The organism is Streptomyces roseochromogenus subsp. oscitans DS 12.976, from assembly GCF_000497445.1.
GTDB lineage: Bacteria > Actinomycetota > Actinomycetes > Streptomycetales > Streptomycetaceae > Streptomyces > Streptomyces oscitans.
In genome coordinates, this window is sequence record NZ_CM002285.1 from 4266770 (window position 1) to 4280168 (window position 13399).

A 13399-nucleotide genomic window follows, 5' to 3' on the forward strand; every position below is an offset into this window, starting at 1 on the left:
GGACATCGCCGCTCAGACGTCGCTGCGCAGCATCCGGTACGCCGCCCCCGCCAGCGCCAGCGCCGTCCAGCCGAGGAAGACCAGGAGCCCGGCGCCGGGCGACAGAGTGGTGGAGTCATGGGTCAGGGCGAAGATCGACTCGCCCGCGTGGCTCGGCAGATAGGGGTCGATGCCGCTCTGCCACGAGGTGGGCAGCAGGGAGATCAGCCCGGGTACCAGCATGAGGGCGGCGACCAGGACCGAGATACCGCCGGCCACGGACCGCAGCCACGCGCCCAGCGCGGTGCCGATCACACCGACCAGGCCCAGGTAGAGCCCGGCGCCCAGCAGGCTGCGTACGACGCCGGCATGGCCGAGGCCCAGGGCGGCGGGCGTGCCGGACACGATCTGGCTGCCGACGAGGAAGGCGACGAACGCGCCGACGGTGGCGACCACCAGCGCGACGAGCCCGTACACCGCCGCCTTGGACCACAGCACGGGCAGCCGGCGCGGCACGGCGGCCAGGGTCGAACGGATCATGCCGGTGGAGTACTCGCCCGCCGTGACCAGCACGCCGAGCACACCGAGGGCCAGCTGGGCGAAGTTGGTGCCGAAGAGGGACAGGCTCACGGCTGTCGCGGTGGCGAAGTCGCGGTCCATGTGACGGCCGGAGTCGAGGTTGGACTTGTAGTGGCTCGCGGCGATGACGCCGAAGGCGACCAGGAACAGCAGGCCCAGGCCGAGGGTGATCCAGGTGGAGCGCAGGGACCAGAGTTTGGCCCACTCCGAGGACAGCACGCGCCGTCCGGTCACCCGGTAGCCGGGGCGGGGCGCGGCCGCCGGAGCGGTCTCGGGGGTCTCGGGGGTCTCGGGGGTTGCCGTGAGGGTGCTCATGCCGCGCTCCCGGAGGTGTCGGTGCCGGTCGTGGAGCCGTGGTACTCGACGGCGTCCCTGGTCAGTTCCATGAATGCCTCTTCCAACGACACCGCCTTCGTGGTCAGCTCGAACAGCGGGATCCCGTGCTCGGCCGCCTTCAGCCCGATCTCACGGGCGCTCGCCCCGGTGACCTGCAGTTCCTCGGTGCCGACGCGGCCGGTGATCTCCACGCCGGGTCCGGCCAGCAGGTCCCGCAGCCGGGCCGGGTCCTGCGTCGCGACCTTCACGGTGTCGCCGCCCGCCTCGCGGACCAGGTCCCGTACGGTCGTGTCGGCCAGCAGCCGTCCCCGGCCGACGATGATCAGGTGGTCCGCGACCAGGGCCACCTCGCTCATCAGATGCGAGGAGACGAACACCGTGCGCCCCTCGGCCGCGAGCGACGTCAGCAGGTTGCGGATCCAGAGGACACCCTCGGGGTCCAGACCGTTCACGGGCTCGTCCAGCATCACCGTCTGCGGATCGCCCAGCAGCGCGGCGGCGATACCGAGCCGCTGTCCCATGCCGAGCGAGAAGGCACCGGCCCGCTTCTTCGCGACGCTGCCGAGACCGGCGAGTTCGACGACCTCGTCGACCCGGCGGCGCGGAATGCCGTGGGTCAGCGCGAGCGCCCGGAGATGGTTGTAGGCCGAGCGGCCCGGGTGGATCGACTTCGCCTCCAGGAGCGCCCCGACCTCCTGCAGCGGCGCCTGATGCCGGGCGTAGTGGCGGCCGTTCACCGTGACGGAGCCGCTCGTCGGCGCGTCCAGCCCGACGATCATGCGCATCGTCGTGGACTTGCCCGCCCCGTTGGGTCCCAGGAAGCCGGTCACCGTGCCCGGCCGCACGGTGAAGTCCAGGCCGTCGACAGCTGTCTTCTCCCCGTACCTCTTGGTGAGCTGCTGTGCGTCGATCATTCGCGTTCTCTCTCTCGGACCGCGGCGTCCGGCACGCCCGACGCCTCCTCCGCCACGCTAGGTCCGCGATCTTCCCGATCCGGTGGTACCGGGGGCTGAACAGTGGCGGGCGGGTGGTACCGGGGTACTACGGTCCCGGCGCCGGGCCGCGGCGCGGGCCCGCCTCGGTCTGGCGGGCGTGGAAGAGGCCCCAGCGGAGCAGTCCGCGGTGGGTGATGTCCGCCCACAGCGGGAGGTTGGTCAGCAGGTCTTCCACATAGTCCGGGCTGATGACGGTCCGGAGCTCGGCCCTGCGGCGGTGCACCTCCTCGTCGAGGCGGGCGTAGTGGGTGGTGAGGTCCGCGGTGCGATCCTCGAAGCACGGCTTCAGACCGAGTGCGGACAGCTGCTCCAGGTAGAACGACAACGTCGCCAGGCTCCGCACGCCGAGCCGGGACAGCGCGGGCCGCAGGACCTCGTCCGGGGTCTCCTCGGCCGCCATGATGTCCGAGAAGACCAGCGCTCCGCCCGGCTTCAGCACGCGTACCGCCTCGGCCAGTGCGCGGTCCCGGTCCGTCACATGGCACAGGACCTCCAAGGACCAGACCACGTCGAAGCGGTCCGCGTCGTGGGGGAGGTCGCAGAGGGAGCCGGTGACGACCTCGACCAGGCCGTCCAGCCCCCGTCGGGCGTTCGCCGCGCGGTGCCGCCGGTTGTGCTCCTCGCTGAGGTCGAGGGCCACCACCCGGCAGCCGAAGCGCTCGGCGAGGGCGCGCGCCGAACCGCCGTACCCCGAACCGAGGTCGAGCACCGTGGCATCCGGGCCGAGCAGATCCGCGACCCGGTCCGCGGCGTGCCGCACCGTGCGGCGCGAAGCATCCGCGATCGCCTCCCGCGCGTGGGCGTACAGGCCGATGTGGATGTCCTCACCGCCCCAGACGGCGTCGTAGAAGGCGTCGACATCGCTGGTTTCGTAGTAGCGGCGGGTCGTCTCCTCCTCGTGATCCGGTGTGCTGCTGCCGTGGCTGGTGTTGTCGGTCATGGCGGATGAATTCCCGACATCGACGGGGACGATTCACCTCGCACACCCGGGGCCCGGTGGTCGTACGGCCACCGGGCCCCGGCCGGATGTTCGGCTACTGGTCGGCCGCCCGGAAGCGCCTCAGTCGCAGGCTGTTGCCGACGACGAAGACCGACGAGAAGGCCATGGCCGCGCCCGCGCACCGAACGCCCCTCGCCCTGCAGGCGCTTGACCACGTCCACCTTGTCCTGCGGCAGCACCTCGGCGATCACATGCTCCGGGGCGATGCCCAGCAGCCGGACATCCGGTTCCTCCTTGCGTCGAGTCTCTACGGCGTTCCGTATACCCGGTGGGGGTACCCAGAATGGCTTCCATGTATACCCCTCCCCGGTATCCATCGCAAGACCCTCCGCCACTCGGGGCCATACCCATAGGGGGTATGGTGAAGTGCATGGAACCACCTCTGGACGCCCAAGAGCCGAGGAGTTTCCCGCCTCCCCGTAAGGTGGACCAGTGATGGCCACGCAGCCCGCCTCCGGCACGGCCGGGGCCCGTATCCGCCCGGCGGTACGGCCCTGGACGCTGGTCGTGGTCCTGCTCGGGCTGTTCCTGATGCACGGCGGTCCGGCCGCGGCCGAGGGCGGCTGCCACGGGATGATGCAGGCCACCGCCGCGATGGGCTCACCGCCCGCCAGGACACCCGCCACGACGCCCAGCGCCTCGTCCGCCGCGATGGCTGCCACCGCACACGCCGCGACACCCGTCTCCATGGCCGTGCGCCCCTCCGGTCACCCCGAGGCGGCCGGCGGCAAGGCCGTCGTACGTGCGGACGGGACGACGGGCATGCGCGGTGCGCTGTGTCTGGCCACCACGCCCCGCTCCGAGATCCCGCCGCCCCCGATCGCGGCCACCGCCTTCGTGCTGCCGGCCGCCGTCCTGCTGACGTGGGCCCGGCCGGCCCGCGACGGCACCCGCCGCCGGGGTCCGCCCACCGGCGGCCGCCCTCTCCTCCTCCAGGTGTGCGTCGCGCGGACGTGACGGGACCCGCGGGCTCCGGCTCAGTGCCGGGGTCCTCGCGCAGGTCTCCCGATCACCCGCGCCGTCGTACGGCGCCCACCTGGAAAGACACACCGACATGTCGCAGCGTTTCCGCACGTCCCGCCGCGCCCTCATGGCGGCCGCCGCCACCGCGGCGCTCACTCTGACCCTGGCCGCCTGCGGCGGGAGCTCAGGCTCCGGCACCGACCAGCACGCCGGCCACGGCAGCACGCCGTCCTCCCCGGCCCCGGCCGACGGCATGGCGTCGATGCCGGGCATGGACCCCGCGTCCACCGGCAACGGCCTGGCCGCCGCGAAGGACGGCTACCGGATGACCTCCACCGCCGCCGCCCTCCCCGCCGGCCAGGCGACCGGGTACCGCTTCACCGTCACGGGCCCGGACGGCAGGCCGGTGACCGACTTCGCCGTCGACCAGACCAAGCGGATGCACTTCTACGCCGTCCGCTCCGACCTCAGCGGCTTCCAGCACGTGCACCCCACCATGACCGGTGACGGCACCTGGACCGCGCCGCTGGCCGCACTGCGGCCGGGCAGCTGGCGGCTCTACGCCTCCTTCACGCCGGACAGCGGTTCCGGCAAGGGCAAGGACCTGGTCCTCAGCCGCACCGTGAAGGTGCCCGGCATGGCGATGACCACTCCCCTGCCCAAGGTGTCCGGCACCACCACGGCCGACGGCTACACCGTGGCCGTACAGGGTGAGCCGATGGCCGGCATGGCCCACCAGCTGACCGCCACCGTCAGCAAGGACGGCAAGCCGGTCACCGACCTCCAGCCCTACCTGGACACCTACGCGCATCTGACCGCGTTCCACCAGGGCGACCTCGCCTTCGCGCACCTCCACCCGGAGTCGAAGGCCGGCGGCGGCCACGGCGGTCCGACGCTGACCTTCCACGCCGAGTTCGCCCAGTCCGGGAACTGGCGTCTGTTCCTCCAGTTCCAGACCGGCGGCAGGCTGCACACCGCCGCCCTGACCCTGCACGTCGGCTGAACGCACCGAACGCCTTGGCCGCGACGGCGGCCAAGGCGTTCGGGTCGGCTGTGGCGGGACTCAGTGCCCGCTGATCGCGAGTTCGTAGTCACCGATCAGGTCGCCCAGCAGGGTTCCGGCGGTCAGGTCGCTGGTGACGTGGCCGGCCATGTAGAGGCGGGAGTAGAGGACCTGGGCCCGCATCCACTCGTAGTCCCCGGCCCGGTGCGGGGAGAGGGCGCTGAGGAAGGTGACGGCCGCGGCCGAGCGGGCCGCGTGCCGGGAGGGGTAGGAGTACGGGCCCTTGGCGCCGGGCTTGATGTGCTTGTCCGGGCGCAGGGTCGGGTCCAGGACGAACGGGGCCGGCTGCTTGTCCTTGGCCGCCAGCTGGTCGCTGATCGTCTTGGCCATCTTCAGGGCCGCCTTGAGCTCGGCCTTCTCTGCCGTGCCCTGCGCCGCGGGGATCAGCTCACGCTGGTCGTGCAGGTACAGCTTCCAGATGTCCTTCTTGCCTTCGAGCTCCAGCCAGGTGGCCGCCTTCTTCCCGGCCGCCGTACGGGTCTTGGCGAGGGCCTGGTCCTGGTGGAGTTCGGCGGTGCGCTGCGCGCCCGCGGGCGGGGCGGGGATCTGCTGGGCGGCCCAGGCGGCGAACGCCTTGTCGTCGCGGGTGGTGCCGTGCGCCTTCTTCCACTGGGCGAAGAGGGTGTCGGCCTTCGCGCGCTCGGCGTCGGCCTGCTTGCCGATCGGGGCGATCTCGGCGTCGGTGAAGAGCGGCGGGGGCGGGTTCTGCTTGATCCGGTCGGTCGCCGAGAGCTTCTTCGAAGACGCCGTGGGGACCAGCTGCGGTCGCAGCAGGCCGAAGGCGGCGGCCGACACGGCGAGCACGGCGATGATCGCGTACTGCCATTTGATCCGGCGCAGGACGTTCATGCGGCGGGGATCCTTTCCAGGAGCGGTGCGGGGCTCGTCCCGGTGGTGAAGTGGGCGCGGGCGAGCCGGCGTACGTCGTTGTCGGGCAGGCCGGGCGTGAGCAGTGACTGGCCGACGATGTACTTGCTGAGGGAGACGGGCCGGGCGCCCAGGTTCAGCAGGAGGCGGTCGGCGGGGGCGGGCCGGATGCCTCCCTTGGTCTCCACGAGGACGTGCCCCGGGTCAAGGCCGGCGGTGCGGTCCTCGTAGTGGCAGGTGAGGCCGCCGTCGAGGGTGACGCGGGTGCCGTGGTCCAGGTCGGCGAAGGCCGCGCGGACATAGCGGACCTCCGCGGCGGGGGACAGGGCCGCGGTGGTGACGGGGATGTCCGCCCGGTGCAGCACTCCGTCGACGAACTCGGCGGCGGAGTCGTCCAGTTGCCCGTAGGCGTGACCAGGGATCCTGAGGGCGTGTTTGACGGTGGCGCCGCGGCCGTCCTTCGTCTTCACCTCCACCCGGCACAGCGCGTCCTCCGCGTACAGGCGGGTGCGGACCTTCCAGCGCCGGCGCCGGCCCTGGACATGGGCCCGCCAGGCGCCGAGCTGCGCGGTGTCGAAGTAGGTCGTGAGGTAGCTCGTCGTACGGCGGCCGGCCAGGTCGAGGACGTGATGACTGTCGGCGAGCCGGGCGACGAGGTCGCGGGCGCGGTCGAGGGGGACCAGGTACTTGCGGTCGGTCCGGTGCTGCAGCGCGGCCACCGCGTCGACCTCGGCGAGCGTGGCACCGCGCAGCGCGGACAGGCCGAGGTCCACCGTTGCATCCGCCGCGAAATCCGCCGCGAAAGAGGAGGTCATCAGACGGTCACCGGCTCGCGCGGCTCGGTGTCCCGGACGGGGGCCGCCTCGCCAGGTACGACGGGGTAGCGGGCGGCGACCCGGGTGGTCTCACGGACGTAGTCGACCTCGTCGACCTCGACCGACAGCGGCGTCTGACCGAAGCGGAACGCGATGTCCTGGGCGATCAGGGACGGGTCGTCGTAGATCCGGTCCAGGGTCAGTCTCACCGTGCGGGCCGGGGGCTCGTAGGAGCGGGGGTCGTCCACCAGCAGGACCGCCACCAGCACCACCGCGTCCACCGTGATGACGAGCCAGTTGCCGCGGTGCGGCAGACCGGTGCACAGGGCGATGACCAGGGTCACGAAGGTGTAGGCGACGTCGCGCAGGGTGAAGGCGGCGCTGCGCAGCCGGACCAGGGAGAGGATGCCGAAGAGCCCGAAGCCGACCCCGGCGGGGAACTTGCCCGCGCTGATCGTGCTCATCGCCGCGAACAGACCGATGTTCAGCGCGACCAGGACCAGCGGCATCGCCGGAGCGCTGGGGCGGCGCCGGTAGAGCCAGCCGACCAGGATCAGCAGGGCGACGACGTCAAGGCCGCCGCGGGTGACGAGGTCGGTCGGTGCGATGTGCTGGGTGATGCCCTTGGCGGCGAGCACCAGTGCGTTCATATCTGTCCCTTCCGTCCCGGCACGTCGGACGGCGGACCGGTCGCGGCCCGCGGTGCACCGCGACCTGAAGGACGGTAGGGATCTCACATGAACAGACCATGAAGCCTTGCGCGGGTCCGGGGCCGACGCGGCCGGCGGTTAGCCTGGCCGGCATGCACTACCTGGTCGTCGACGACGAGACCCGCCTCACCGACCTCGTCGTCCGCTACCTCACCGAGTCCGGGCACACCGCGGAAGGCCGTTATGACGGACCGTCCGGCCTGTCCGCCGCCCGTGACCCCCGTCTGGACGGGATCCTCCTGGACGTGATGATGCCGGGCATGGACGGGGTCGAGGTGTGCCGGACGCTGCGCGACGAGGGCATCGACGTGCCGGTGATCCTGCTCACCGCGCGCGGCGCGATCAGCGAACGGGTCGCGGGGCTGGACGCCGGCGCCGACGACTACGTGGTCAAGCCGTTCGCCCTGGAGGAGCTGCTGGCCCGGCTGCGGGCGATATCCCGGCGCCGCCCCGACTGCTCCGGCCGCCTCCAGGTCGGCGACCTCGTCCTCGACCCCGGGCAGCAGCGCGCCTGGCGGGCGGACACCGAACTCGACCTGTCCCGGCGGGAGTTCGCGGTACTGCGGGTGCTGATGGAGCACGCCGGCCGACTGGTGACCCGGCTGCAGCTGCTCGACGAGGTCTGGGACGGCGAGACCGACCTGCGCAGCAACGCCATCGACGTCCACGTCTCCAAGGTGCGCGCGAAGGTCGACCGCGCCTTCGACCGTACGACGATCACGACCCTGCGCGGAAGCGGCTACCGGCTGGAGACCGCCCCGTGACCCTGCCCGGCGGGTTTGGGGCCTGTCCGGCGGCTCCCGTCGCAGACGCGGGGGCCGGCACGCCCTCCCCCGGCGGCGTTGTCGTCGGCCGCCGGCTCCCCCACGCCCGGCTCCGCTCGCGCCTATGAGGTGCCGTCGATGTCCTGCGACATGATCCGCCGAACGGGCCCCAAGGCCTGGTTCGGGCGGCTGCCCGTCGTCACCCGTCTCGTGCTGGCCGTCGCCGTCACCATGTCCCTCGTGCTGACCGGAACGGCCGGACTGGTCTACTGCCGCGTCCAGACCGCCCTCGACCGGCAGCTCCACGACGACCTGGCCGCCTACCGGCACAGTCTCGACCGCGCCGTGCGCACCGGTACCGCGCTGCCGCCGGGCCCCAGCGGCAGCCTCTACCAGATCCTGGACACCCACGGCCGGGCGGTCGCCTCCAGCGCCGCCGTCGGCCACCGGGCCCTGCTCACTCCGGCCGAGCTGGACTCAGCCGTCCGCGGGCACATGGTGCGCCGCGACGTCGGCTCCCTGCTGCCGATCACCCCGGGCACGCTGCGCCTCCAGGCCGAACGCGTCAGGGCGGACGGAGCGACCCGCGTCATCGTCGCCGCCGTCCGGCGCGGGCACCGCGACGAGGCGCTGCGCGAACTCCTCGCCCAGCTCGCCCTCGCCTCCGGACTGACCCTGATCGCCGCCTCGTACGTCGGCTACCGCACGGCCCGCGCCGCACTGCGCCCCGTCGAGCGCTACCGCACCGCGGCGGCCACCCTCGCCGACGGCGCGCAGAACCTGCGCCTGGACGTGCCCGCCGACCGCGACGACGAGATCACCCGCCTCGGCCACACCCTCAACCGCATGCTGGACCGCCTGGCAGCCTCGGCCGTCCGCGAGCGCCGGTTCGTCGCGGACGCCAGCCACGAACTCCGCACTCCGCTCTCCCTGCTGCGGGCCGAGGTCGACGTCGCGCTGCACCGTCCCCGCTCGGCCGAGGAACTCAACCGGACCCTGCGCTCGGTCGACGCCGAGGTCCAGCGCCTGATCGACCTCTCCAACGCCCTGCTGGACCTGGAGGAACTCGGCAGCACCGACCACCTCACCCGGGCACCCGTACGACTTCCCGACCTGATCGAGACCGCCGTGGCCCCGCATCTGCGCGGCGCCGAACGGTCCGGCCGCGCCCTGACCACCGACACGGCGGACACGACCGTCGAGGTCGACACCCGCTGGCTGGTACCGGCCATCGGCAACCTCGTCGGCAACGCCCTGCGCCACGGAGACGGTGCCGTCCACGTCACGGCCACCGTCCACGGAGGCCGGCTGCGGCTGCACGTCACCGACGAGGGGCCGGGCTTCTCGCCCGAGTTCCTGCCCCGCGCGTTCGACCGCTTCGCCCGCGCCGAGGCGAGCCGCACCAGCGAGGGGTCCGGCCTGGGGCTGGCCTTCGTACAGGCGGTGGCTACGGCCCATGGGGGCAGCGCGCATGCGGAGAACTCGGAGAGCGGGGCAACCGTCACTCTCGAAATGCCGTGCGGATCAGTGTCCTGAAGGGGCGTGGGGCTGTCCGGTCTGCGGCTCCGCCGCGATGGGGGTCCCCGGGTTCGAGCGAAGCCGGGAACTCGGGGGAGCGACCAGCCACGACGAAGCCGCTGACGTCCGACGCCATTCACCCCCCACGGCGAGCGAACGCCACCACCGCCCCCACCCCGACCAGAATCCCCAGCGCGCCGAAGCCGTGATTCAGCGTGGCACCCGAGGCAACCGCAGCCACCAGCAACGGCCCACCCGCGTCGCCGAGTTCGCGCCCGAGTTCCGCCGCACCCATGGTCTGCCCCAACCTCTCCTGAGGCGTCGCAGACACCAGCGCCGCGAAACCGAGCGGCGTGATCAGACCGGTCCCCACGCCGATCAGGGCGGCGGCGACCAGGATCCCGGTCAGGCCCGGCAGCATCGCGCAGACCAGCCCCGCGGCGGTGAGCGACAGCCCCGCGGCCAGACCGGAGCGGGCCGTGAGACGCCCTGCGTCGAGGGCCCGCCCGGCGCGCGGCTGTACGACGGCCGCGCACGCGGCGAGCAGCGACACCGCGGCCCCCGTGGCCACCGTGCCCAGCCCGGCGGCACGGCCGGAGACCGGCAGGAACCCGACGCCGACCGACAGGGCCGCGGTCGCCGCGGCCAGTGCCGACGTCGGCGCGAGGAAGGCCGGGTCGGCGAGCCGCCGGGCCAGGTCCAGCACGGTCTGCCGGGCCTTGGGCAGCGGAGGTACGACGGGTACGGCGAGCGCGGCCCATACGGCGACCGCCACGCCCAGCACCATCAGCACGGCGAACAGCAGCCGCAGGCCCCCGGCCCACACCAGCACTCCGCCGAGCAGCGGGCCGAGGGTGTAGCCGACGGACTTGTAGAAGCCGTAACTGCCGAAGGCGCGGCCGTGTCTGGCGGCCGGGTTGAGGCGGGCCACCAGTGCGGACGCGGAGGGCGAGAAGGCGGAGGCCGCGGCGCCCTGGCCGAGCCGGGCCGCCCACAGCCAGCCGGGGCTGTCCGCGAGCACGTACAGCGCGGACGCCACCGCGAACGCGACGAGGCCGCCGAGCAGCACCGGGCGGGCGCCGACGCGGTCGGCGAGGGTGCCGAAGACCGGTTTGAGGAGCACTTCGGCGCCGTCGTACAGGGCAAGCAGCCCGCCGAGCACGAGCAGCGAGGTGACCGCGCCCCGGGCGTGGCCGCCGAGGTTCGCGGCGATGCCGTGCGCGCCGAAAGCCGTGGTGAACCCGGCCGCGTACAGCGGCCACATCTGCCGGGCCGGAGCCGCCTGCACGGTCACTGCTCGCCCTCACCGGTGCGGTGCAGCGCGGCGAAGACCCGCTCGGCGTAGTCCTCGCAGGCCGCCGCGCACTCCTTGAGCCGCTTGCCCGCGTCGGCCGCCTCCGGCGCGCCGAAGACGTCGCGGGCCGTCAGATCACGGTGCCAGCGCCGCAGCCGCTCCAGCGACTGCTCCTCTTCCTCCAGTTCGGCCAGGGTGAACTTGCCGATGCGGATCTCCTTGGCCAGCTCGGCCTCGAACTTGCCGCAGTCGGCGAGGAATTCGGTCCAGTCCTCGGAACGGGCCGCGGTGAACTGCGCCTGGAAGCGGGTGGCGTCCTCGGGACCGCGCCCGGCGGCGTGCAGGGTGACGGCCTGTCCGCCCGCCTGCTCGGTCAGGGCGAGCGCCCGGCCGACGCCGTCCGCGAACACGGGCACGTCCGGTACGGCCCACACGCCCTGGCCCAGGGAGAGCGCACCGGTCCGGCGCAGCTCCCGCCAGACCGCGACACGGTGCCGGGACGGCTCCGCGGGCACCTTGAGCATGAGAACGAGCCAGCGACCCGCCGCTTCCTTGCCCTTCCCCCTGCCTTTTTCCGTGCCTTTTTCCGTGTGCTTGTTCGCCACATCAATGAATGTAGCAGGCGTTACATCTGCCGGAGTATTGGCCCGGGCGGGTCGGTCGGCGAGGGAAGGATGGCCGACCCGCCCGGGGGTCACGGGGCTACGGCCCGCAAGCCGGCCGGGATCACAGGCCCACGTCGCGGCTGCGGATGTCCGCCAGGGACTCGCGGCGGACCAGCAGACGGGCGAGGCCGTCGCGTACGGCGACCACGGGCGGGCGGCCGACCAGGTTGTAGCCCGAGGCCATGGACAGGTGGTAGGCGCCGGCCACCGGGACGGCGAGCAGATCGCCGGGCCGGGTGTCGGCGGGCAGCTCCACGTCCGTGGCCAGGACGTCGCCCGCCTCGCAGTGCCTACCCACCACCGTGACCCGGGCGCGCTCCGCCGCGCTGTGCCGGCCGATCAGGCGCGGCGCGTACCGGACGCCGTACAGGGCCGGGCGCGGGTTGTCGCTCATGCCGCCGTCGACGGCCACGAAGACATGGTCGCCGGTGTGCTTCACGGACAGGACGCGGTACACGGCGATCCCGGCGGGGCCCGCGATCGCCCGGCCCGGCTCGATGATCAGGCGGGGCACGGGGAGCCCGGCCGTGGCGCAGGCGTCGGCGAGTTCCGCGCGGATCCTGCGCGCCAGCGCCGTCAGGTCCAGGGCCTCCTCGCCGGGCCGGTAGGCGATGCCGTGGCCGCCGCCGAGGTCGAGTTCGGGCAGCACCAGTCCGTGCTGCTCGTACAGCCGGCTCATCAGCCCGACCATGCGGCGCACGGCCACGAGGTACGGCTTGACGCTGGTGATCTGCGAGCCCAAGTGGCAGTGCAGGCCGGTGAGTTCGAGCTGCGGCTGGTCGAGTATCCGGGTGATGGCGTGCTGGGCGTAGCCGTCGGAGATGCTGAGGCCGAACTTCTGGTCGTCGGTGCCGGTGCGGATCTTCTCGTGGCCGCCCGCGCTGATCCCGGGCACCACCCGGACCATGACCTTCTGGTGGCCGTCGGGCCCGACGGCAGCGGCCAGCCGGGCGATCTCGGCGGGGCTGTCGATGACGATGCGTCCGACGCCGAGGCGCAGTGCGGTGTCCAGGTCGCGCGGGGACTTGGCGTTGCCGTGCAGCACGATCCGCTCGGCCGGAAAGCCGGTGGTGACGGCGAGTTCCAGCTCACCGGCGGAGCACACGTCCAGCCCCAGTCCCTCCTCGTCCATCCAGTGGGCCATGGCCCGGCACAGGAACGCCTTGGCGGCGTACAGGACTTCGGCGTCGGGGAAGGCGTCCAGGTAGGTACGGCAGCGGTCGCGGACCTCGGCCTCGTCCAGGACGTAGACGGGGGTGCCGAAGCGGTCGGCGATCTCGGCGAGCGGTACACCGCCCACGGTGAGGTCGCCGTGCGGCGGTTCGGTGGTCGACACGGGCCATACCGACAGCTCGGCGGCCCCGGTGAGGGCGGTGGGTTCGTGAACCGTGGCCATCTCGCTGCCCCTCTCAGGCGATCCGCAGCGCGGGAATCTCGGACGGGACCGGCATGACCGGCGCGGGGGCCGCGGCGGTGAACTGCGGGTCCACCGTGAGGGCGGTGACGCCGAGCGGGGCGGTCAGCGCGCGCAGGGCGGGCTCGGCGAGGCGGATCCACGCCTGTCCGGCGCCGAGCGTGGTGGTCAGCCGGCGCTCGGAGGTGAAGCCGACGGCCGTACGGTCGCCGAGCGGCGTGCGGAAGAGCCGGGCCGCACACCCGGAGGGCCCCGGCCGGACCGGGACGTACAGGAGTCCGGCCGGGAAAGGATCAGAGGGCTCGGGGTCTTCGCCGTAGCGGAGTTCTGCCATGGGGTGCCTCCCGAAAGGCAGCGCGGGTGGGATCTGGGGCCCCGGACGCGGGGAGGCGGACCGGGGCTCGGTCCCGACGTTATGCCCGGTGTCCGGGGGGCCG

14 protein-coding genes are annotated in these 13399 nt (G+C 72.9%); 4 read left to right on the plus strand and 10 right to left on the minus strand.

Annotated features, from left to right (window positions below; genetic code table 11):
* Positions 1-12: 12 nt before the first annotated feature.
* From M878_RS68105 to M878_RS68115, 3 genes are all read right to left on the minus strand, one after another.
* Positions 13-873 carry an ABC transporter permease gene (locus M878_RS68105; protein ID WP_023547850.1) on the minus strand — a complete coding sequence of 287 codons (861 nt, stop codon included), beginning with the start codon at positions 871-873 and terminating at the stop codon, positions 13-15.
* Complete coding sequence (locus tag M878_RS68110; RefSeq protein WP_023547851.1) at positions 870-1808, minus strand: ABC transporter ATP-binding protein; 939 nt, start codon at positions 1806-1808, stop codon at positions 870-872. Before M878_RS68110 ends, M878_RS68105 begins: the two co-directional genes overlap by 4 nt.
* A gap of 127 nt (positions 1809-1935) precedes the next feature.
* The gene (locus M878_RS68115) at positions 1936-2829 is read right to left on the minus strand and encodes an SAM-dependent methyltransferase (protein WP_023547852.1); all 894 of its coding nucleotides are present in this window, start codon (positions 2827-2829) and stop codon (positions 1936-1938) included.
* Positions 2830-3324: 495 nt separating this feature from the next.
* Here M878_RS68115 and M878_RS97545 point away from each other — a divergent pair, with 495 nt between their 5' ends.
* Both M878_RS97545 and M878_RS68130 read left to right on the plus strand, forming a co-directional pair.
* Positions 3325-3846 carry a hypothetical protein gene (locus M878_RS97545; RefSeq protein ID WP_023547854.1) on the plus strand — a complete coding sequence of 174 codons (522 nt, stop codon included), beginning with the start codon at positions 3325-3327 and terminating at the stop codon, positions 3844-3846.
* A gap of 97 nt (positions 3847-3943) precedes the next feature.
* Complete coding sequence (locus M878_RS68130) at positions 3944-4855, plus strand: hypothetical protein (RefSeq protein ID WP_023547855.1); 912 nt, start codon at positions 3944-3946, stop codon at positions 4853-4855.
* A gap of 60 nt (positions 4856-4915) precedes the next feature.
* Here M878_RS68130 and M878_RS68135 read toward each other — a convergent pair whose 3' ends face one another.
* The 3 genes from M878_RS68135 to M878_RS68145 are packed head-to-tail and all read right to left on the minus strand — an operon-like array spanning position 4916 to position 7247.
* Complete coding sequence (locus M878_RS68135) at positions 4916-5764, minus strand: phosphatase PAP2 family protein (RefSeq protein WP_023547856.1); 849 nt, start codon at positions 5762-5764, stop codon at positions 4916-4918.
* A complete protein-coding gene (locus M878_RS68140; RefSeq protein ID WP_023547857.1) occupies positions 5761-6597 on the minus strand; it encodes a polyphosphate polymerase domain-containing protein in 837 nt (278 codons plus the stop codon). The genes M878_RS68135 and M878_RS68140 overlap by 4 nt, the downstream gene beginning before the upstream one ends.
* Complete coding sequence (locus M878_RS68145; RefSeq protein WP_023547858.1) at positions 6597-7247, minus strand: DUF4956 domain-containing protein; 651 nt, start codon at positions 7245-7247, stop codon at positions 6597-6599. The genes M878_RS68140 and M878_RS68145 overlap by 1 nt, the downstream gene beginning before the upstream one ends.
* A 152-nt stretch (positions 7248-7399) precedes the next feature.
* Here M878_RS68145 and M878_RS68150 point away from each other — a divergent pair, with 152 nt between their 5' ends.
* Complete coding sequence (locus tag M878_RS68150; protein ID WP_023547859.1) at positions 7400-8071, plus strand: response regulator transcription factor; 672 nt, start codon at positions 7400-7402, stop codon at positions 8069-8071.
* Positions 8072-8209: 138 nt separating this feature from the next.
* Positions 8210-9607, plus strand: a complete 1398-nt coding sequence (locus tag M878_RS68155) for a sensor histidine kinase (protein ID WP_023547860.1) — start codon at positions 8210-8212, stop codon at positions 9605-9607.
* A gap of 118 nt (positions 9608-9725) precedes the next feature.
* On the opposite strand, the gene M878_RS68160 is transcribed toward M878_RS68155, so the two are convergent.
* The 4 genes from M878_RS68160 to M878_RS68175 form a co-directional block, all read right to left on the minus strand.
* Entirely contained in the window at positions 9726-10853 is a 1128-nt protein-coding gene (locus tag M878_RS68160) for an MFS transporter (RefSeq protein WP_031225224.1), read from the minus strand.
* 26 nt (positions 10854-10879) lie between these two features.
* Positions 10880-11407, minus strand: a complete 528-nt coding sequence (locus M878_RS68165; RefSeq protein ID WP_023547862.1) for a Chromate resistance protein ChrB — start codon at positions 11405-11407, stop codon at positions 10880-10882.
* 202 nt (positions 11408-11609) lie between these two features.
* Positions 11610-12944: a diaminopimelate decarboxylase gene (lysA, locus tag M878_RS68170; protein WP_023547863.1), complete on the minus strand. Its 1335-nt coding sequence runs from the start codon at positions 12942-12944 to the stop codon at positions 11610-11612.
* A 13-nt stretch (positions 12945-12957) separates the two neighbouring features.
* Complete coding sequence (locus tag M878_RS68175) at positions 12958-13296, minus strand: SAV_915 family protein (RefSeq protein WP_023547864.1); 339 nt, start codon at positions 13294-13296, stop codon at positions 12958-12960.
* Between the last annotated feature and the right edge of the window lie 103 nt (positions 13297-13399).